Here is an 18,651-nt window from a genome sequence, read left to right as displayed (position 1 = left end):
CACCGAGAGCGTGTGCGTCTCGTTGGGATCGTGACGGTCCTCGATGAAATAGGCGGATGCCGGCTGGTTCATTGTCGTTCCCTCTATTCGTTCTTGTCATGCCCCGCGAAGGCGGGGCATCCAGTAATCACCGGCGCCGAGATTCCCACCTCGGCCGCGGCGTACTGGATCGTCCGGTCGAGCCGGACGATGACAGCGGAATTCCTGGCAAATGCTGGCGTCACCATGCGCGCGCCCCTTGGGCCGGCGCATCCGCCATCACCCATCGCTTGAACAGATCGAAATCGATATTGCCGCCGCTCAGAATAACCCCCACCCGCCTGCCGCCGAGCCTGGGCTTTTCCTGCAGCGCGGCAGCAAGCGCCGCGGCACCAGCGCCCTCAGGGACATTGTGTGTATCGGTCCAGTACGCCCGGATCGCCGCCGCGATCTCGTCATCACTGACCTGCAAGATGCGTGAGGCGCCTTTGCGAATGATCGCGAGCGCGTCCGCATCAGGGACGCGCGTCGCCATGCCATCGGCCCTGGTGTTGCTGGTCTCGGTGATCACGAGTGTGCCGGCGGCGAATGACAACGCATACGACGGCGCTTCCGTGGACTGCACGCCGACGATTTCGGTGGTCAGGCCCAGCAGGTCACGCGCCAGGATACAGCCGCAGATGCCGGACCCCTGCCCGATCGGCACGTAGAGAATGTCGAGGTCTGGCGCATGGCGAAGCAGTTCGAGCGCATAGGTAGCAACGCCCAGCACGAGATCAGGATGAAACGACGGGACGAATTCGAGGCCATCACGCTGGGCGTGGCGTTCAGCCTGCTCGCGGGCTGCCTGAAAATCTTCGCCATATTCGATCAGGTTGGCGCCGAACGCGCGCATCGCGCGGTTTTTCTCGACCGAATTGCCGTGCGGCACGTAGATCGTCACCGGCATGCCGTACCGACTCGCCGCGAACGCCAGGCTCTGGCCGTGATTGCCCCGGGTCGCCGAGATTAGCCCCGCCGTGTTCGGCCGCTCGCGCTTGAGGCGATCGACATAAACCAACCCGCCCCGCACCTTGAACGCGCCGATCGGTGTGTGGTTCTCGTGTTTGACCACGACCGTCGCGCCAAGCCGCTGCGAGAGCAGCGGCCATGCGTAAGCGGGCGTCGGCGGCATCGCCGCGCCGACGACCGCATGCGCGGCTTCCAATTGCGACAGATCAAACATCGGCTCGTCTCATCTTCACACCAGCGCCTTGCCGCCGGCAAACGCCGTGGCCGTAGCTTCGTCGGTAGCTTCAGCCGGGAGCAGCATTTCATTATGCGCCTTGCCGGACGGGATCATCGGGAAACAATTTTCCAGCGCCGCGACCCGGCAATCGAACAGCACCGGTCGCTTGACGCTGATCATTTCCTTGATGGCGCCATCGAGATCGCCCGGCTTGATCGCGCGGATGCCGACACAGCCGAACGCCTCGGCGAGCTTGACGAAGTCAGGCAGCGCCTCCGAATAGGAATGCGAGAGCCGATTGCCGTGCAGCAGTTGCTGCCACTGCCGAACCATCCCCATGTACTGGTTGTTCAGAATGAAGATCTTGATCGGCAATTCATACTGGATTGCAGTCGACATCTCCTGCATCGTCATCTGCACCGAAGCATCGCCGGCAATGTCGATCACAAGACTGTCGGGATGAGCAACCTGCACGCCAAGCGCGGCGGGCAAGCCGTAGCCCATGGTGCCCAGCCCGCCCGACGTCATCCAGCGGTGCGGCTCCTCGAATCCGAAGAACTGCGCCGCCCACATCTGATGCTGCCCAACTTCGGTGGTGATGTAGACGTCGCGGCCACGCGTGGCCTCGAACAGCCGCTGGATCGCGAATTGCGGCAGGATGATATCGTTGTTCTTTTTGTACGCCAGCGAGTGTCGCGCGCGCCATTTCGCTATTTCCTGCCACCACGCCCGGATGTCCGGCTTCTTGGCTTCCGCCTTGAACACCTGCAGCAAATCCCCGAGCACGTTGCCGGCATCGCCGATGATCGGCACGTCGGCACGGATATTCTTGTTGATCGACGACGGGTCGATGTCGATGTGGATCTTCTTGGAGCCCGGCGAAAACGCGTCGATGCGACCGGTGATGCGGTCATCGAACCGCGCGCCAACGCAGAGCATCACGTCGCAACCATGCATGCTCATATTGGCTTCGTAGGTGCCGTGCATGCCGAGCATGCCGAGCCAGTTCGCACCTGATGCCGGATAGGCGCCCAATCCCATCAGCGTCGAGGTGATCGGAAAACCGGTGACCTCAACCAATTCGCGCAGCAGCCTCGAGGCTTCGGCACCGGAATTGATCACGCCGCCGCCGGTGTAGATCACGGGCCGCTTGGCGGACGCGAGCAACGCCACGGCCTTGCGGATCTGCATCGGATCGCCCTTCACCCGCGGAGCATAAGAGACGTGTACGTCGGCCTTGCGCGGCGGATGATAGGTGCCGAGCGCGAACTGCACGTCCTTCGGCACGTCGACCACAACCGGACCGGGACGGCCGGTGCTGGCGACGTAGAACGCCTCGTGCAACACCTTGGCGAGATCGTTGACATCCCGCACCAGCCAATTGTGCTTGGTGCAGGGCCGGGTGATGCCGACAGTGTCGCACTCCTGAAACGCGTCGTTTCCGATCAGGTGAGTCGGCACCTGGCCGGTGATGCAAACCAGCGGGATCGAATCCATCAGCGCGTCGGTCAGCGCGGTCACCATGTTCGTGGCGCCCGGCCCCGAGGTCACCAGCACCACGCCTGGCTTGCCGGTAGTACGCGCATAACCTTCGGCGGCATGGCCGGCGCCCTGTTCGTGCCGGACCAGGATGTGCTCGAACTCGCTCTGCTGAAAGATTTCGTCATAGATCGGAAGCACCGCGCCGCCCGGATAACCGAAGATGTGTTTGACGCCATGATCGATCAGCGCTCGCACGATCATCGCGGCGCCGGTCATCTGGTTGGGATCGTGGCTCGTCTCAGTCATGACTTGCTCCGGATGCGCTGTGGTCAGCGGCTTCTTTCAGTTGTGTTGGTCAGAAATGAAAAAGGGGCCCAAGAGGCCCCAGCGCACCGCCCGAATTCTGGATGGCCTCAGCCATCCCCGGCGGTGCGCCTGGGTACGACGACGATAAGCAGTTTGGTAATTTTGTTACGCATTTAGCTGCCAATACTTGCCAAAGGTTGCGCGACCATAGCGTCAAAACCCCGGATGTCAAGGCAAGACGACGCGAAGCGCAGGCCAGCAGCTTAACTCGGTTTGCGCGCTGCGGCGAGAGCGTTTTTTTAGTTACAAGTGGAGTTATCGGGGAAAGGAGCCGGCAAGCACCGTGTCGAGCCATGCCATGGCCCGCTCCGGATTCACCCATTCGAATTCTGGCAGCTGGTGCCGAAACCAGGTGAACTGCCGCTTGGCGTAATGCCGGGTGTCCGCGCGCCCCTGGATCGCGGCTTCCTCCAGCGTGATCTCTCCCCGGAGATGCCGGATCAACGGCGGCACCCCATGGGCCTTCATGACCGGCAATTGTGAATCGAGGCGGCGCGCGGCCAATGCCGCGACCTCCGCAACTGCATCATCCTTTATCATCGCGTCGAAGCGCGCATCGATCCGCGCGTAAAGCTGGTCGCGATCCGGCGCAAGAAACAGCGCGGTGAAGGTGCCCGGCGTCAGCAGCGGCGGCAATCCCTCACGATGCCAATCAGTAAGAGACCGTCCGGTGGCCTCAACGACTTCGAGCGCGCGCGCGATGCGGGTGCGGTCGCGCGGCTCCAAGCGCTCCGCTGATTTCGGATCGTGCCGCGCCAATTCGCTGTGCAGCGCCTCGACGCCATCGCGCTCAAGCCTTGCGCGCACGCTTTCGCGTATCTCGGGCGGAATCGGCGGCACCGCCGACAGGCCCCGCGTCAGCGCCTTGAAATAAAGTCCGGAGCCCCCCACGAAAATAGGTAGCTGGTTCTGCGCGCGCGCCTCCGCCAGTGCCACTGATGCGTCACCCACCCAAGCGCCCGCCGAGAAGTTCGCGGCGGCATCAACATGGCCATAAAGCCGGTGCGCGACGCGCGCCTCCTCCGCCAAAGTCGGCCGCGCCGTGATGATGCGAAGATCGCGGTACACCTGCATGGAGTCGGCATTGATGATGACGCCGCGGGTTTTTTCCGCCAACTCCAGCGCCAGCGCCGACTTGCCGCTGGCGGTAGGCCCTGCGATAAGCACCGCCTTGCTAACGTCTCGTTGCGAACTCACTCCGATGTCCCTCGTCGCCACGCTCATTTGCAATCCCGCGGACCCCGCGCTCGATAGCACGGTGGTGGACGGCGCGCGCGCCATTTTGCCCTCGCCCGGTCCGGCACAATGGTTATTCGACGAAGTAGCGGTCGACATCCCCTTCTCCGGCAGTGAAGATATTCGCGACATCGAAAGCCGCCTGCGTCAGGCGCGCGGCGACCTGCCGATTGATATTGTCGTGCAGCCTCAGTCCATCAGGCGCAAGAAACTTTTGCTGGCCGATATGGATTCTACGATCATCGGCCAGGAGTGCATCGACGAATTGGCGGATTTCGTCGGCCTCAAAGCCCATATCGCCCGGATCACAGAGCGCGCGATGCGCGGCGAAATCGAGTTCGAGCCGGCACTGCGCGAACGCGTCGCGCTATTGAAAGGCATGCCGGTCAGCGTCGTCGATGAGGTTCTCGCCAAGCGCATCAAACCGACCCCCGGCGGTCGCGAGTTGGTCGCGACTATGCGCGCGCACGGTGCCTGGACGTGCCTGATCTCAGGCGGCTTTACATTGTTTACCAAAGTCGTTGCTGAATGGATTGGGTTTCAGGAGAACCGCGCCAATCAGCTGCAAATCGAGGACGGCAAGCTGACCGGTCAAGTTGTCGAGCCGGTGCTTGGCCGTGCCGCCAAGCTCGCAACGCTTATCGATCTGCGCGAGTCATTCGATCTCGACAACATCGACACGCTTGTGGTCGGCGACGGCGCCAACGATCTCGGCATGATCGAGCAAGCCGGCCTCGGTGTCGCCTACCATGCCAAGCCGGCCGTTGCCGCCGCCGCGGCGGCGCGGATCGACCATGGCGACCTCACCGCGTTACTTTACGCGCAAGGCTATCGCAGGGATGAGTTTGTGAGCGGATAATCCTTCAACTCGTTCAGGAAAACCCGCTACGCTTGTCCCTGCTCCGCTAGCGACGTAAGCGCACCACCTCAGTGTGGGGCTCACTGAACCTTCAGCGCCACAAAGCGCAATTCGCCCTCGGGATTGGACACGAGAAGCAGCACGGAATTCTTGCCGTCCTTTTTTAACTGATCGAGACGCTTCTTGACGTCGCCTGCATTGCTGACCGCCTCCTGCGCCACCTCGACAATGACATCGCCAGCGCTAAGGCGTTTCTCTGCTGCATCCGAACTACCGTCGACGTTGGTGATAATCACGCCCTTGACGCTGTCCTTGATCTTGTAGCGGCTGCGCAGATCCTTATTGAGCGAGGCGAGATCGAGGCCTAGCGCCTTTTGTGTCACCGGCTTTTCCGCGGGCTCATCCTTTTTTACCGACGCCGGCACGGGCTTGGTGGTATCCTCAAGCTTCCCGAGCGTGACCTTCCTGGTTTCTTCCGCGCCTTTGCGGATGATGACGACGTCAACTTCCTTGCCGACCGCGGTATCCGCCACCACGCGCGACAGATCTTTCGGCTCCTTTATGTCCTTTCCGTCAAACTTGACCACGACGTCGCCGGGCTCGATGCCGGCAGGCTTAGCCGGACCCTTGTCCTCGACGCCGGCTATCAATGCGCCGCGTGCGGGTTTGATGTTGAGGCTTTCCGCGATCTCGTCCGTGACCTGCTGAATGCGGACGCCGAGCCAGCCACGGCGAAGCTCGCCAAATTGGCGGAGCTGATCGACCACGCCGACGACGGTCTTGGAAGGCACCGCGAAACCGATGCCGATCGAGCCGCCCGAGGGCGAGATGATCAGCGTGTTGACCCCGATCACTTCACCGTCGAGATTGAACAGCGGGCCGCCGGAATTGCCGCGATTGATGGCGGCATCAGTCTGGATGTAGTTGTCATAGGGCCCGGAAGCGATGTCGCGGTTACGCGCCGAGACGATGCCGGCAGTCACCGTACCGCCGAGGCTGAACGGGTTGCCGATCGCGATCACCCATTCGCCGAGGCGCAGCTTATCGGAATCGCCGAACTTCACCGCCACCAGCGGCTTGGTCGGCTTGAACTTCAGCACGGCGAGATCGGTCCGCTTGTCCACGCCAACCAGCTCGGCCTTGAACTTGCTACCGTCATTCATGATGACGTTGATCTCGTCGGCATCGGCGATCACGTGATTGTTGGTGACCACGATCCCCGAAGTGTCGACGATGAAGCCGGAGCCGAGCGAGTTAGTCTTGCGGGGTGGGACTTCGCTGTTCTTCTCACCATTCCTGTTCGGACCGGCACCCGGGCCGCGGTGGTTCTTGAAAAAGTCGTCGAAGAATTCCTCGAACGGCGAACCCGGAGGCAAGCGCGGGATCGCGCCGCCGCCGTCAGCGCCAGGCCCTTTGGCTTCGACGGTCTGAGAGGTCGAGATATTGACGACGGCATCGATCACCTTCTCGGCGACGTCGGCGATGCCGTCGGGACCGCGTGCCAGCGCCGGCGCCGACGTGAAAACGGTTATTGCGCCAAAGCAGATCGCCGCCAGCGCGGGAAGCAGCAGGCGACGGCTCAGGGCTGGAATCGCACCGGTCATATCAGTTCTCTCTCTCGAAAAATCGTCGCGGGATTTGAAGTCCACAGTGCGCCCGAACGGGGCGGCGGCGCAAGCATTTGCCCGGACATTCCATTGCAATAAGCCGGTTTGAATACGGCGAAAAGCGGGAACTCGCCACTCACGATGCCGTTGATGCCAACCGATTTCCGAGGGCTCTGAACCAGCCCGGCTGCGACTGTCGCTTGTGGATGTCGCTAGCGCCGGACCAGCCAAATCAGAATCAGCCCGGCCACCGCCGATCCGATGCCGACGAGACGCAAAATATTCTCGGGCGTCTCCAACGCGCTTTTCATGGCTCGGCGCATCCAGGCGGGGCTTGCCGCGAACATTAGCCCTTCAAGCACGAACAGAATGCCCAGACCGATGAGGAAGTCGGCAAACGCTATAGACCTCATCGGACTGCAATCTCCCTGGCTGATTTTTGCTTTGTCAACAAAGCGCGCGCGGTGTCGCGCTTTGTCCCGAGCTTAAGGCTTTGGCGCCGCTGCTTGAGCGGGAGCCGCGCTCGCCGCGGAAGCCGGCGCCGAACCGTTCGGCGCGGGCGGTTTACCGGAGGCGCTGCTGAAAAACTTGAAGAACTCGGAGTCCGGTCGCAGCAGGAAACGGGTGTCATTGCTCTTCAGCCCGTTCTCATAAGCCGACATGGACCGGTAAAAAGCAAAGAAATCCTGATCCTTGCCGTAGGCTTCGGCGAACAGCCGGTTGCGCTCGCCATCGCCCTCGCCGCGCACCCGCTCGGCCGTCGAATTGGCTTCAGCGACGATCACGGTCGCTTCGCGGTCGGCGTTGGACCGGATCTCCTGCGCCTTCTGGCCGCCTTGGGCGCGGAATTCAGCCGCCTCGCGCTGCCGCTCGGTCTGCATCCGCTGGTAGACCGCCTGGCTGTTCTGCTCAGGCAGATCGGCGCGTCTGATCCGCACGTCGACCACCTGGATGCCGTAGCCGTCGGCTTCCCTGTCGAGCTGATCGCGAATTCGTCCCATCAGGGCCTCACGCTCGTCCCGCACCACCTGAATGAAGGTGACCTCGCCGAGCACGCGGCGAAGTGAGGCGTTCAGCAGCGTCGTCAACTGCAGATTGGCGGCCTGGATCGTACCCACCGACTGGTAGAAGCGCAGCGCGTTCTTGATCCGGTATCGTGCGAACGCATCCACCACCAGCCGCTTCTGATCCGACGCGATCACTTCCTGCGAAGGATTTTCAAGATCGAGAATGCGCTTGTCGATCGGGATCACGGTATCGATGAAGGGCGCTTTGAAATTGAGGCCAGGTTCGGTCACGACGCGGATGGGTTCACCTAGCCGCACCACCAACGCCTGCTCGGTCATGTCGACGGTGAATACGGAGCTGTAGCCGACGATCAGGACGGCTAGCAGCACGACTAACGCCGCGATGCCTGTAACGGGGGACCTCATCGCGTGGCTCCGCTTTGCTGCTGCGGCTGGCCGCTCGCGCTGGGTGGCTGACGTCTCGGCGTCAGCTCGTTCAAAGGCAGGTATGGCACTACGCTCTGCGCCGAACCGCCGCCGTCGTACACGAGCTTCTCGGCGCCACCGAGAATGTGCTCCATCGTTTCCAGATAAATGCGTTGCCGCGTTACGTCGGGCGCCTTCTTGTATTCATCATATACTTTCAGGAAACGCGCGCTCTGGCCCTTGGCTTCGGCGACGGCCTGCTGCTTGTAGCCTTCGGCGATCTGCACAATTTGCGCCGCCCGCCCTCGCGCATCGGGGATCACCCGGTTGGCATAGGTCTGCGCCTCGTTTTGCAAGCGCTCCAAGTCCGCGCGCGCGGCCTGCACGTCCCGGAACGCATCTATCACCTGCGCCGGCGGGTCGACCTTCTGCATCTGCACCTGCGCGACCTGGATACCTGAGCCATAGTGATCGAGAGTCTTCTGCATGAGTTCCTGCACGCCCTGTTCGGTCGAGGTGCGAGCGCCGGTCAGGATCGGCTGGATGTTGGAGCGGCCGATCACTTCACGCATCGCGCTTTCGGCGACCGCCTTCACCGTGCCTTCGGGATTCTGGATGTTGAAAAGATAATTGCCGACGCCATCGGGCTTGATGCGCCAGAGCACGGTGAAATCCACGTCGACGATATTCTCGTCGCCCGTAAGCATCAGGCTTTCCTCAGGCACGTCGCGCATGGTCCGGCCGCGGCGCGCCGGATCTTCGATCAGCGTCATGCCGATGGAGATGGTGGAGACGCGCAGCGCCTTTGGCAGCAGCACGGTCTCGATCGGATATGGCAGATGATAGTTCAAGCCCGGCTGCACCGTGCGCACGTGCTTGCCGAACCGCAGCACCACACCGAGTTCTTCGGACTGCACGCGGAAGAATCCGGAAAGACCCCAGATCGCCAATGCGCCGATCACGATCAGCGCAATGCCGAGGCCGCTGAAATGGCCGCCCGGCAGCAATTGTTGCAGCCGGTCCTGGGCGCGGCGCAGAAGGTCTTCAAGGTCGGGCGGCCTTGGCCCGACCGGTTGCGGGCCGGAGCCCCAAGGTCCTTTCGGACCCGAGCCCCATGGGCCTCCACCCTGATTCTTCCACGGCATTGACGTCTCCTTCGCGAGGCTCCGACGGCAAACGCCCGGCCTCGCAACATCTGCACGGCCTTATAAGGGACCGCTCCCGGCCTTACAACGCAAGCTTAGGTTCGCAAGCAGCTATGCTCCGGGCGTTAATTGTCAACTAAACATTGCAGAATGCAGTTAATTCGACTTTCGCCGCCGATAGGTCACATAGGAGAAGTCGGCGTTATCGTCACCAGCGGCCGGATGCCGCATGCGCGCCACCTCTTTCCAGGCTGTCGCATCAATTGCGGCAAAACAGGTATCCCCCTCGGGTCGAGCGTGCACCTCGGTAATTTCCAGACGGTCCGCGATATCTATCCACTGAGCGTAGATTTCCGCGCCGCCGATCACGGCAATTTCAGTAGCCGAACGTCGCAGCGCGTCGCCGCGCGCGATCGCGCGGGTATCGGCGAGTGAAGTCGTCACCACCGCTCCGCGCGCGCGAAAATTGGGATCGCGCGTGACCACGATGTTGGTGCGCCCGGGAAGCGGTCTGCCGATTGAAGCGAATGTCTTGCGCCCCATCACGACCGGCCGGCCTATGGTCATCGCCTTGAAGCGCTTCAAGTCGGACTTGAGCCGCCATGGAAGAGCCCCCTTGGATCCGATGACGCCATTATCGGCTACTGCGACGATGAGAACGATTTTAGGAGAAACTTCAGCATTGGCGGTCACACCGCGACCTCGGCCTTGATGTGCGGATGCGGATCGTAGCCGACCAGATTGAAATCATCATAACGGAACGAGAAGATGTCCTTCACATCAGGATTGATCTTCATCACCGGTAACGGGCGTGTCGGACGCGTTAGTTGCAGCCGCGCCTGCTCGAGGTGGTTGGCATAAAGATGCACGTCGCCGAACGAATGCACGAACTCTCCCGGCTTCAACTCCGTGACCTGCGCCACCATCATGGTCAACAACGCATAGGATGCGATGTTAAAGGGCACGCCGAGAAAGGCGTCGCCGGAGCGTTGATACAGCTGGCACGACAGCTTGCCGTTGGCGACATAGAACTGAAACAGGCAGTGACACGGCGGCAGCGCCATCTTGTCGACCTCAGCCGGATTCCACGCACTGACGATCAGCCGCCGCGAATCCGGATTGCGCCGGATCATGTCGATCACGCCAGCGATCTGGTCGATGCGGCGCCCGTCCGGGGCGGGCCAGGACCGCCATTGCGAGCCATAGACCGGGCCGAGATCGCCGTTGGCGTCTGCCCATTCGTCCCAGATCGAAACGCCGTTGTCCTTGAGGTATTTGATGTTGGTCTCGCCTTTGAGAAACCACAGCAGCTCATGCACGATGGCTTTTAGCGGCAGCTTCTTGGTGGTCAGCATCGGGAAACCGGCTGCCAGATTGAAACGCATCTGATGGCCGAAGATCGACAGCGTGCCGGTCCCGGTGCGGTCGCTTTTCTCGACGCCGTCCGAGAGAATCCGTTCAAGTAGATCGTGATACTGATTCATGATGTTGTGTCAGTGGATGTAAGTACATTCGTGTTGTGTCATCGCCTTCCGAGAAGGCGAATTTAGCGCCGCGGCGGCCATTCGGCAGCGCCGATTCGGCGGAACCGCCCGATTATACCGGAAAAATGAGTATCCCGGCCACAAACGGCAAGGGCGGAAGGACCGTCCGACCTCGTGGGTAACGCGCCATACAATCCCATCACCCGCCGAGAGACGGCGACAGATCAGGTTTCCGATTCGACGAACACCTCGTCGCGCTTCTTTCGCAGCGACGGCAATACCGCGAGCACCAACAGGAACGCGGCCATCGCCATCAGCACCGCCGACAGTGGCCTGGTCAAGAATACCGACCAGTCGCCGCGCGAGATCAGCAGCGTCCGGCGAAGGTTTTCCTCCATCAGCGGCCCGAGCACCATCCCGAGTAGCAGGGGCGCGGGTTCGAAATCGTGTTTGATGAGCCAATAGCCGAACAGCCCGAATGCGCCAGCGAGGATGACGTCAACCGGAGCGTTGTTGAGGGAATAGATGCCGATCGCGCAAAAGATCACAATCGAAGGGAACATCAGGCGATACGGTACGCGCAGCAAACGCACCCAAACCCCAACCAGCGGCAGGTTGATGATGATCAGCATCAGGTTGCCGATCCACATTGAAGCGATCATGCCCCAGACGAGTTCGGGCTGTTTCTGCATCACCTGCGGTCCCGGCATGATGCCGTGAATGGTCATAGCCCCGACCATCAGTGCCATCACCGCGTTAGGCGGGATGCCGAGCGTCAGCAGCGGGATGAACGAGGTTTGCGCCGCCGCGTTGTTGGCGCTCTCAGGGGCGGCCACGCCTTCGATCGCGCCGCGACCGAACCGCGACGGGTCCTTGGCAATTTTCTTTTCGAATGTGTAAGCCGCGAATGAGGCGATCACCGCGCCGCCGCCCGGCAGAATGCCGAGGATCGATCCCAGTACCGTGCCGCGCAGAATAGCGGGCGCCGAGTCGATGAGGTCTTTTTTGGTCGGCATCAATCCGGTGATCTTCTGCTGCACGAGATGCCGATCCATTTCCGCACCGGCGTCGAGATTGCGGATGATCTCCGCGAATCCGAATACGCCCATGGCTACCGTCGCGAAGCCGAGGCCGTCCGCAAGCTCTGGAATATTGAACGCCATGCGCGATGCGCCGGTCTCGATATCGGAGCCGACCATCGACAGCAGCAAGCCGAGCACGATCATTGCGATCGCCTTCAGCACCGATCCCTTTGCAAGCACGACCGCGAAGATCAGGCCGAGCACCATGAGCGAGAAATATTCGGCGGGGCCGAACGCCAGGGCGAGTTTTGTCAGGGGAGCGCCGAGCACCGCGATCAGCACCGTCGCGACGCATCCGGCGAAGAACGAACCAATCGCAGCGATCGCGAGCGCCGGACCGGCGCGACCCTGCTTGGCCATCTGGAAGCCATCGAGCGTCGTCACCACCGAGGTTGCCTCGCCGGGAATATTGACCAGGATCGACGTGGTCGATCCGCCATACTGCGCGCCGTAATAGATGCCCGCGAGCATGATCAACGCGCCGACCGGCGGCAGGCCGAACGTGATCGGCAGCAGCATGGCCACCGTCGCGATGGTACCAATTCCAGGCAGCACGCCAACTAACGTACCGACCAGCGCGCCGATCAGGCACAGCAGAAGATTGATCGGCGTGAAAGCGACCCCAAAGCCGAGAGCCAGATTGGAAAAAAGCTCAGCCATTCCGCCCTCACTGAATCAAAAAGCGAGGAAACAGCTGCAGCGGCAGCCCCAGCGCGTACGGAAAAAGCAAACTACACCCGATCGTGAGGCAGACGCCGACGATGATGGTTTCACGCCACCGGGTTTCCGGCGTGCCCAACGCTGAAATCATGAAGCTTGCGAAAGCTGAGACCACCAGACCTAGCGGCCGAATGGTGATTGCGAACGAAAGAATGGAGAGCGAGACAAACAGTGGCCCTCGCCACGCGTAAGCGGCCAGCTGCGCTCCCTCGGTGAGGATGCCGACGACGGTGATGGCGAAACCCAATCCGAGCAACAGGCCGGCAAACATCCGGGGGGCGGTTCCCGCGCCGAATGAAAACCCATGCATCCCCTGCAGATCGCTCGAAGCCCAGAACGCGAATAGCGCGATCGCCATCAGCGCGATGCCGCCGAAGAAATCCTGCGGGGAGCGGACCCATGTCGGCATCATGGATTGCCCCTCACCGTGACCTGGCCTGTCACTCATCGTCATCTCCCCCGCACGAGGGCTTTGCGCCCATTCCGTTTCGATGGCGGTTGCTTCGAATCCTGCGTACCGATTTTCGCTAGATAAGGCCAGCAAAACCCAAAATGCCTCCGGCCAGCAATAGCCAGAGTGGATGCAGGCGCGTCGCGAACGCCAGCGCCGCGGTGGCGGCGGTGACAAGTCCCGCAGCCCAGGTCCGGTCCGACGTCAGCGCCAGAATGAGGGCGCTGGCGCCCATCAGCCCGATCGAAAGCGGAACCAGCGCGCGTTGGATGATGGAGGGCCAACGCGATTGGGTGGGGCGCCTCAGCATGCGGCTCACCCAGTAGGCCAGCACCGCGGTCGGTACGCACATCGCAAGCGTTGACGCGAGCGCCCCCGGGATGCCGGCGACAGAATAGCCTATGAGCGTGACGATCAGCACGTTCGGACCCGGCGAAAGCTGCGAGATCGCGAACACGTCCGAGAATTGCTTGTCGCTCATCCAGTGCTGGACCTCGACCGCGACCCGGTGCATTTCCGGAATGGCGGCGTTGGCGCCCCCGACCGCAAACAGCGACATCAACCCAAAGGTCCAGACCAGAGCCCAGACCGGATCGCTTTCCGAATTCATCCTGATACCTTCCGGACCATCGCAAAGCTGATGCCAATGCTGAGCGGGATCGAGGCCAGCAATACAGCCGGCAATGGGAACCGCAGCACTCCGATCGCGACGAACACCGCCGCCATGATCGCAATGCCGATCCAGTCACGCTTCCTGATCAGGGGCATCATCATGCGAAAAAGCGCCGATATCAGGAGGCCAACCGCTGCGCAGGAGATCCCGGCCAAAATTCGCCGAAGGGCATCAATTTGGCCGAACCTCGCATAGAGCACGGCAAGGACCGTGACGATGACGACCGGAGGACCCAGCAGCCCGGCAAAGGCCGCGATACCGCCTAGCGGGCCGCGAAAACGCGATCCGAACACCACGGAAAGGTTCACCACGTTCGGACCGGGCAGGAAATGGCACAGCGCGAATGTTTCGTTGAATTCCTCGGCGGTCATCCACCGGTGTTGGTCGACGATGCCGCGTCGCGCCCACACGAGCACGCCGCCGAAGCCGGCGAGCGACATCTTTGCGAACGCGACGAACAGCGCGATCAGGCTCGGCGGGGCTGATGGCGGAAGTTCCGGCGCCGCGACGGCAGCCGGCGGCGAATCCGGGGACATGGGGCCAGATTTAGAACGAAGGATTCGGTCAGGCCAACCGAATTCAGCGAGTTCCACCGCCGAACGGCGCCTTTTCGGGCTCTATTTTTCTCAATCTTTGCATCCTATATTGAGAGCGCCGGTTCGCCGGCTATGGAAATAAATTGCCGTCGTAATAAACCATTCGGACCCGGGGGCAGTACCCGGCGCCTCCACCAAAGCCCGAACCAGCTAATCCGGCGGGTTTCGGCGGGGGCGAAACAGGATCGACGAGGGCGTAAAGGACGTGTTTTTTCCCGGTATAGTTCCGCCGTTATCGGGCTATGCAATAGTTGCAAACGACAACTATGCTCCGGTTGCTCAGGCCGCGTAAGCGGTTTGAAAAACCAAGTCTAAAGTCCTAGTGGGTTAAGCTCCGCTAGGCGGGGTTCGGAGGCACCTGGCAACAGAAGCCTCCACTTCATTTGCTTGATGAACTGAGCGCGTCGCGTTCCATCGCAACGGAACTGCTTTGCGAGAAGATCGACGGCAAGCTGTTGATCGAAAGCTAGTTCTTGCGGCTGAGTTTCACTTGAACGAAGCCGCGTGTGGCCCGCGATAGCTGCTGGAATTTCTGTTGGTAACGCCAAGTCTGCTGATCTTGAGCCGCGCGCGGAGTAGCATAGGCGAACGGGCGAGTCGGACGGGCGGCAAGGCCGCGGACCAACAATCGAACGTGACAGGACTGACAATGGCGACCGATCATATCCGATACGACGTGCTGGCGCGCGATGCGCTGCGTGGAGTGCTGCGCCGTGTACTGACCGACGCAGCCGAGCATGGCCTCCCCGGTGAGCACCATTTCTTCATCACGTTTCTCTCTACGGCGGAGGGCGTGAAGCTCTCGCCACGACTGCTTGCGCAATACCCGGAGGAGATGACGGTGATCCTCCAGCACCAGTTCTGGGACCTGGTGGTGACCGAGGACCGGTTTGAAGTGGGCCTGTCGTTTGGAGGAATTCCCGAGCGGCTGGTCGTTCCATTCAACGCGATAAAGAGTTTCTTCGATCCCTCCGTACAGTTCGGCCTCCAATTTGAGGCGTCCGATCCCGCCGATGAAACATCGGGGGCGAAGCTTCCGACGGTCCCTGCTCCATCCTCGCTGCCGGTCGCCGCGCCGGCGCCGGAAAACCAGGACCAGCCGGGCAAGCCCACCGAGGGCGCCGAAGTCGTACGGCTGGATCGCTTCCGCAAGAAATGATAGCGCAGGATATCCGCGCGATAATCTGGAACCGGCGTGCCGCTCGGAGCCGCGGTCAACCGCGCGAGGCGAGCGTCGGGCAATGGACCTATTCATGGCTCGATCCCCTGCATCTCCGAAACCCGGTTCGACGCGAACCGAGACCGATAGCTTCGGCCCGATCGATGTCCCCGCCGACCGTTATTGGGGCGCGCAGACCGAGCGTTCCCGCCAGAATTTTCGCATCGGGCAGGACCGGATGCCGCTTGCGATCGTTCGCGCGCTCGGCATCGTCAAGCTGGCCTCGGCGGAAACTAACCGCGAGCTCGGGCTGATCGACAAGCGTCGTGCCGGCGCCATCATCCGGGCCGCCCGCGAGGTGATCGACGGCAAGCTCGACGATCATTTTCCCTTGGTAGTGTGGCAGACCGGCTCCGGCACCCAGACCAACATGAACCTCAACGAGGTCATCGCCAATCGCGCCAACGAGTTGCTCGGGGGCAAGCTGGGCGCCAAGCAACCCATTCATCCAAACGATCACGTCAACATGAGCCAGTCGTCGAACGATTCGTTCCCGACGGCCATGCATATTGCCGCCGCGATGCGGATCAGGGCCGATCTCATTCCGGCGCTGGACGAATTGCATCGTGCGCTACGCAAAAAGGAAAAGGCGTTCGCCCGCATCGTGAAGATCGGGAGAACGCATACGCAGGATGCAACGCCGCTGACGCTCGGGCAGGAATTCTCCGGTTACGCCGCCCAGGTCGAAAACGGCATCAAACGGCTGGTCGTGGCGACAAATGATCTTTACCCGCTGGCCCAGGGCGGCACCGCGGTCGGAACGGGGCTCAACTCAAAACCCGAATTCGCCAAGGCGTTTGCCAGGCACGTCGCCCGGCTAACGAAAACGCCGTTCACGAGCGCTGCGAACAAATTCGAGGCGCTGGCCTCGAACGACGCCTATGTTTTCGTCCACGGCGCGATAAACTCGGTCGCGACCGGCCTCTTCAAGATTGCAAACGACATTCGCCTGCTCGGTTCAGGCCCGCGTTCCGGCCTCGGCGAATTGATCCTACCCGAAAACGAGCCGGGTTCCTCGATCATGCCGGGCAAGGTAAATCCGACCCAATGCGAAGCCTTGACCATGGTGTGCGCTCAGGTGTTCGGCAACCACACCACCATCACGGTCGCCGGCAGCCAGGGCCATTTCGAGCTGAACGTGTACAAGCCGGTGCTGGCATATTGCATGATGAATTCCATTCAGTTGCTTGCCGATGCGGCCCGGTCATTCACGGAGCACTGCGTCGAGGGTATCCGCGCCGACGAAAAGCGCATTCGGGAGTTGATGGAGCGCTCACTGATGCTGGTCACGGCGCTTGCGCCAAAGATCGGTTATGACAATGCCGCCAAGGTCGCCAAATCCGCGCATGCGCACGGAACGACGCTCAAGGAAGAGGCGGTACGGCTGGGCTTTGTGTCCGCAGCGGAATTCGACCGCCTGGTGCAGCCGGACAAAATGACACATCCCGGCTGATCGGAACTGCGCGTTGAAAATAACTATGGACGATTGCACCCAAAGAATGAGACTGATCATCTATTGTCATTGCGGCGTGACCTGCTACAGCAAAAATCATTGATTTTCGCAGAGCGAAACAAAACTTCTTAGTGTTACCAAAGGGCTATTGACGGGTGATCTCCGGATGAGAAGCGGGCGCGCCAAAGCCGAACGCCATCATTCCAGGCTTTTTGTGAAATTCTTTCAGGCCCCAAGTTGATTGCATGATGGAGACAGGCATGGGGGACGTGATTAACCTGAAGCGATTCAGGAAACGTGTTGAACGAGAACAATCCTCGAAGCAGGCGAAGGCCAATCGGGCCCGGTTCGGCAGGACCAAATCCGAACGCGATCTGGAGAAACGGCGTGCCAAGCGCGCCAGGGACTTGCTCGACCAGCACCGGACCGATGGCGAGGACGCGTCATGAAATCGCCGGTCGTGAAACGCTCGATAGTCGTCGCCGGCCACAAGACCAGCGTCAGCCTCGAAGAGGCGTTCTGGAACGGCATGAAAGAAATATCGGGGTTGCGTGAGATGACGTTGTCCGAGCTGGTCGGCGAAATCGACAGCAACCGCCAGCAGGGAAATCTTTCGTCCGCCATTCGCCTCTTTGTCCTGGATTACTTTCGCACCCGGGCGATGGCCGCAGCATCGGATTCAAAACTGCCGTAAAGCTAGAGCGTCAAGCACACTGGTCTCGTCCGAGCTCCAGCACGTCATTGTGGGCGCTGTTTATAATCGCTCTAAGGTGCAGCTTCACCTTCATCGCTGAGCTTGACCGCACCCGCGGGCGATCGGAAATACAGATATGACCAAACGCAATGGCACTCGCCCGCATTTGCCGCTGGGGCTGGCCCAGCGCGGTTATTCAGGCGTTATCCAGCATCTCGATGCCGCTGAAGCCGGCTCGTCGCTTTCGGCGGTCGAACTCGAAAGCCGGCTGATCGAGCTGGGCTTTGTCGAAGGCGCCAAGGTCGAGGTGCTGCATGAGGGCATCGTCGGACGCGATCCGATCGCGGTCCGGGTCGAGAACGTCACCGTTGCGGTACGGCGCCGCGAGGCCATGGCCATCATTGTCGGCTGACGCAATTGTCGGCTGACGCGAGCGGATCTTAAAGGGATGGAAGCTCCGTTGATGCATCTTGCTCTGGTGGGCACGCCCAACAGCGGCAAGACCGCGCTGTTCAACGCCCTCACCGGCAGCCGTCAGAAGGTTGCGAACTATCCTGGCGTGACGGTAGAGCGCAAAGAAGGATCGTTCGTCACGCCCACCGGTCGCCAGGTGTCGATCGTCGATTTGCCCGGTACTTATTCTTTGCGCGGTCGCAGCCCGGATGAAGAGATCACCCGAGACATGGTGCTCGGCCGCAGCCCCGGCGAGGCCGTGCCCGACCTGGTGCTATGCGTCGCCGATTCCACCAATCTTCGCCTGACGATCCGCCTGTTGCTAGAGCTAAAGAGCACAGGCCGTCCGGTGATGCTGGTGCTCAATATGTTCGACATCGCCACACGGCGTGGCGTCAGCGTCGACATAACGCGGTTATCAGAGGCGCTTGGGGTACCGGTTGTGACATCCATCGCCGTGCGCAAGGGCGGCACCGCCGAGTTGTTGCGCC

General features: G+C 61.3%; 21 protein-coding genes, 1 other RNA gene and 1 pseudogene. 8 read left to right on the top strand and 15 right to left on the bottom strand.

Annotation, left to right across the window (positions count from 1 at the left end):
* The 5 genes and pseudogenes from VJV58_RS11375 to miaA all read right to left on the bottom strand — a co-directional run.
* Positions 1–72, bottom strand: a pseudogene (locus VJV58_RS11375) (acetolactate synthase small subunit); the annotation flags it as partial.
* 11 nt (positions 73–83) lie between these two features.
* The gene (locus VJV58_RS11370; RefSeq protein ID WP_324137444.1) at positions 84–227 is read right to left on the bottom strand and encodes a hypothetical protein; all 144 of its coding nucleotides are present in this window, start codon (positions 225–227) and stop codon (positions 84–86) included.
* Positions 221–1,204: a threonine dehydratase gene (locus VJV58_RS11365; RefSeq protein ID WP_324137443.1), complete on the bottom strand. Its 984-nt coding sequence runs from the start codon at positions 1,202–1,204 to the stop codon at positions 221–223. Before VJV58_RS11365 ends, VJV58_RS11370 begins: the two co-directional genes overlap by 7 nt.
* Before the next feature lie 15 nt (positions 1,205–1,219).
* A complete protein-coding gene (locus tag VJV58_RS11360) occupies positions 1,220–2,995 on the bottom strand; it encodes an acetolactate synthase 3 large subunit (protein WP_324137442.1) in 1,776 nt (591 codons plus the stop codon).
* 315 nt (positions 2,996–3,310) lie between these two features.
* Positions 3,311–4,279: a tRNA (adenosine(37)-N6)-dimethylallyltransferase MiaA gene (gene miaA / locus VJV58_RS11355; RefSeq protein ID WP_324137441.1), complete on the bottom strand. Its 969-nt coding sequence runs from the start codon at positions 4,277–4,279 to the stop codon at positions 3,311–3,313.
* Between miaA and serB the strand changes: the two genes are divergently transcribed.
* The gene (gene serB, locus VJV58_RS11350; protein WP_324137440.1) at positions 4,257–5,150 is read left to right on the top strand and encodes a phosphoserine phosphatase SerB; all 894 of its coding nucleotides are present in this window, start codon (positions 4,257–4,259) and stop codon (positions 5,148–5,150) included. The two genes, miaA and serB, sit on opposite strands and share 23 nt — an antisense overlap.
* Positions 5,151–5,230: 80 nt before the next feature.
* Here the strand turns inward: serB and VJV58_RS11345 are convergent, their stop codons facing one another.
* The 10 genes from VJV58_RS11345 to VJV58_RS11300 form a co-directional block, all read right to left on the bottom strand.
* Entirely contained in the window at positions 5,231–6,754 is a 1,524-nt protein-coding gene (locus VJV58_RS11345; protein WP_324137439.1) for a Do family serine endopeptidase, read from the bottom strand.
* Between the two features lie 215 nt (positions 6,755–6,969).
* Positions 6,970–7,170: a DUF2065 domain-containing protein gene (locus VJV58_RS11340; RefSeq protein ID WP_324137438.1), complete on the bottom strand. Its 201-nt coding sequence runs from the start codon at positions 7,168–7,170 to the stop codon at positions 6,970–6,972.
* Positions 7,171–7,242: 72 nt separating this feature from the next.
* Positions 7,243–8,190, bottom strand: a complete 948-nt coding sequence (locus tag VJV58_RS11335) for a protease modulator HflC (protein WP_324137437.1) — start codon at positions 8,188–8,190, stop codon at positions 7,243–7,245.
* A complete protein-coding gene (gene hflK, locus VJV58_RS11330) occupies positions 8,187–9,335 on the bottom strand; it encodes an FtsH protease activity modulator HflK (RefSeq protein WP_324137436.1) in 1,149 nt (382 codons plus the stop codon). Before hflK ends, VJV58_RS11335 begins: the two co-directional genes overlap by 4 nt.
* A 156-nt stretch (positions 9,336–9,491) precedes the next feature.
* The gene (locus tag VJV58_RS11325) at positions 9,492–10,028 is read right to left on the bottom strand and encodes a dihydrofolate reductase (protein WP_324137435.1); all 537 of its coding nucleotides are present in this window, start codon (positions 10,026–10,028) and stop codon (positions 9,492–9,494) included.
* Positions 10,025–10,819 (bottom strand): thymidylate synthase, encoded by a 795-nt coding sequence (locus VJV58_RS11320; protein ID WP_324137434.1) that lies wholly within the window; start codon positions 10,817–10,819, stop codon positions 10,025–10,027. Before VJV58_RS11320 ends, VJV58_RS11325 begins: the two co-directional genes overlap by 4 nt.
* 224 nt (positions 10,820–11,043) lie before the next feature.
* Positions 11,044–12,561, bottom strand: a complete 1,518-nt coding sequence (locus tag VJV58_RS11315) for a tripartite tricarboxylate transporter permease (protein WP_324137433.1) — start codon at positions 12,559–12,561, stop codon at positions 11,044–11,046.
* A 7-nt stretch (positions 12,562–12,568) separates the two neighbouring features.
* Positions 12,569–13,069, bottom strand: coding sequence for a tripartite tricarboxylate transporter TctB family protein (locus VJV58_RS11310; protein ID WP_324137432.1), 501 nt, complete (start codon positions 13,067–13,069; stop codon positions 12,569–12,571).
* A gap of 79 nt (positions 13,070–13,148) precedes the next feature.
* Positions 13,149–13,682, bottom strand: a complete 534-nt coding sequence (locus tag VJV58_RS11305; protein ID WP_324137431.1) for a chromate transporter — start codon at positions 13,680–13,682, stop codon at positions 13,149–13,151.
* Positions 13,679–14,281, bottom strand: coding sequence for a chromate transporter (locus VJV58_RS11300; RefSeq protein ID WP_324137430.1), 603 nt, complete (start codon positions 14,279–14,281; stop codon positions 13,679–13,681). Before VJV58_RS11300 ends, VJV58_RS11305 begins: the two co-directional genes overlap by 4 nt.
* Positions 14,282–14,359: 78 nt before the next feature.
* Here VJV58_RS11300 and ssrA point away from each other — a divergent pair.
* From ssrA to VJV58_RS11265, 7 genes are all read left to right on the top strand, one after another.
* Positions 14,360–14,720: a transfer-messenger RNA gene (ssrA, locus tag VJV58_RS11295) on the top strand.
* Positions 14,721–14,990: 270 nt separating this feature from the next.
* The gene (locus tag VJV58_RS11290) at positions 14,991–15,500 is read left to right on the top strand and encodes an SspB family protein (protein ID WP_324137429.1); all 510 of its coding nucleotides are present in this window, start codon (positions 14,991–14,993) and stop codon (positions 15,498–15,500) included.
* 82 nt (positions 15,501–15,582) lie between these two features.
* Positions 15,583–17,013 (top strand): class II fumarate hydratase, encoded by a 1,431-nt coding sequence (gene fumC / locus VJV58_RS11285; protein WP_414641477.1) that lies wholly within the window; start codon positions 15,583–15,585, stop codon positions 17,011–17,013.
* 260 nt (positions 17,014–17,273) lie between these two features.
* On the top strand, positions 17,274–17,462 hold the full coding sequence (locus tag VJV58_RS11280) for a DUF4169 family protein (protein WP_324137427.1): 189 nt from the start codon (positions 17,274–17,276) through the stop codon (positions 17,460–17,462).
* The gene (locus VJV58_RS11275; RefSeq protein WP_324137426.1) at positions 17,459–17,707 is read left to right on the top strand and encodes a ribbon-helix-helix domain-containing protein; all 249 of its coding nucleotides are present in this window, start codon (positions 17,459–17,461) and stop codon (positions 17,705–17,707) included. The genes VJV58_RS11280 and VJV58_RS11275 overlap by 4 nt, the downstream gene beginning before the upstream one ends.
* Before the next feature lie 136 nt (positions 17,708–17,843).
* A complete protein-coding gene (locus VJV58_RS11270; RefSeq protein ID WP_324137425.1) occupies positions 17,844–18,119 on the top strand; it encodes a FeoA family protein in 276 nt (91 codons plus the stop codon).
* A 36-nt stretch (positions 18,120–18,155) separates the two neighbouring features.
* The coding region (locus tag VJV58_RS11265; RefSeq protein ID WP_324137424.1) for a FeoB small GTPase domain-containing protein at positions 18,156–18,651 on the top strand (496 nt) is incomplete at its 3' end.

Origin of the sequence: Bradyrhizobium sp., assembly GCF_035273305.1 — a bacterium.
Lineage (GTDB): Bacteria > Pseudomonadota > Alphaproteobacteria > Rhizobiales > Xanthobacteraceae > Bradyrhizobium.
This window is presented reverse-complemented; position numbering and strand designations above follow the sequence as displayed.

Excerpts from the sequence above, each read along its gene's own strand:
- miaA (WP_324137441.1), bottom strand. The coding sequence starts at position 4,279 with ATGAGCGTGGCGACGAGGGACATCGGAGTGAGTTCGCAACGAGACGTT.
- serB (WP_324137440.1), top strand. The coding sequence starts at position 4,257 with ATGTCCCTCGTCGCCACGCTCATTTGCAATCCCGCGGACCCCGCGCTC.
- VJV58_RS11335 (WP_324137437.1), bottom strand. The coding sequence starts at position 8,190 with ATGAGGTCCCCCGTTACAGGCATCGCGGCGTTAGTCGTGCTGCTAGCC.
- VJV58_RS11370 (WP_324137444.1), bottom strand. The coding sequence starts at position 227 with ATGGTGACGCCAGCATTTGCCAGGAATTCCGCTGTCATCGTCCGGCTC.
- VJV58_RS11275 (WP_324137426.1), top strand. The coding sequence starts at position 17,459 with ATGAAATCGCCGGTCGTGAAACGCTCGATAGTCGTCGCCGGCCACAAG.
- VJV58_RS11365 (WP_324137443.1), bottom strand. The coding sequence starts at position 1,204 with ATGTTTGATCTGTCGCAATTGGAAGCCGCGCATGCGGTCGTCGGCGCG.
- VJV58_RS11305 (WP_324137431.1), bottom strand. The coding sequence starts at position 13,682 with ATGAATTCGGAAAGCGATCCGGTCTGGGCTCTGGTCTGGACCTTTGGG.
- VJV58_RS11320 (WP_324137434.1), bottom strand. The coding sequence starts at position 10,819 with ATGAATCAGTATCACGATCTACTTGAACGGATTCTCTCGGACGGCGTC.
- hflK (WP_324137436.1), bottom strand. The coding sequence starts at position 9,335 with ATGCCGTGGAAGAATCAGGGTGGAGGCCCATGGGGCTCGGGTCCGAAA.
- VJV58_RS11290 (WP_324137429.1), top strand. The coding sequence starts at position 14,991 with ATGGCGACCGATCATATCCGATACGACGTGCTGGCGCGCGATGCGCTG.
- fumC (WP_414641477.1), top strand. The coding sequence starts at position 15,583 with ATGGACCTATTCATGGCTCGATCCCCTGCATCTCCGAAACCCGGTTCG.
- VJV58_RS11360 (WP_324137442.1), bottom strand. The coding sequence starts at position 2,995 with ATGACTGAGACGAGCCACGATCCCAACCAGATGACCGGCGCCGCGATG.
- VJV58_RS11340 (WP_324137438.1), bottom strand. The coding sequence starts at position 7,170 with ATGAGGTCTATAGCGTTTGCCGACTTCCTCATCGGTCTGGGCATTCTG.
- VJV58_RS11300 (WP_324137430.1), bottom strand. The coding sequence starts at position 14,281 with ATGTCCCCGGATTCGCCGCCGGCTGCCGTCGCGGCGCCGGAACTTCCG.
- VJV58_RS11310 (WP_324137432.1), bottom strand. The coding sequence starts at position 13,069 with ATGAGTGACAGGCCAGGTCACGGTGAGGGGCAATCCATGATGCCGACA.
- VJV58_RS11315 (WP_324137433.1), bottom strand. The coding sequence starts at position 12,561 with ATGGCTGAGCTTTTTTCCAATCTGGCTCTCGGCTTTGGGGTCGCTTTC.
- VJV58_RS11280 (WP_324137427.1), top strand. The coding sequence starts at position 17,274 with ATGGGGGACGTGATTAACCTGAAGCGATTCAGGAAACGTGTTGAACGA.
- VJV58_RS11270 (WP_324137425.1), top strand. The coding sequence starts at position 17,844 with ATGACCAAACGCAATGGCACTCGCCCGCATTTGCCGCTGGGGCTGGCC.
- VJV58_RS11345 (WP_324137439.1), bottom strand. The coding sequence starts at position 6,754 with ATGACCGGTGCGATTCCAGCCCTGAGCCGTCGCCTGCTGCTTCCCGCG.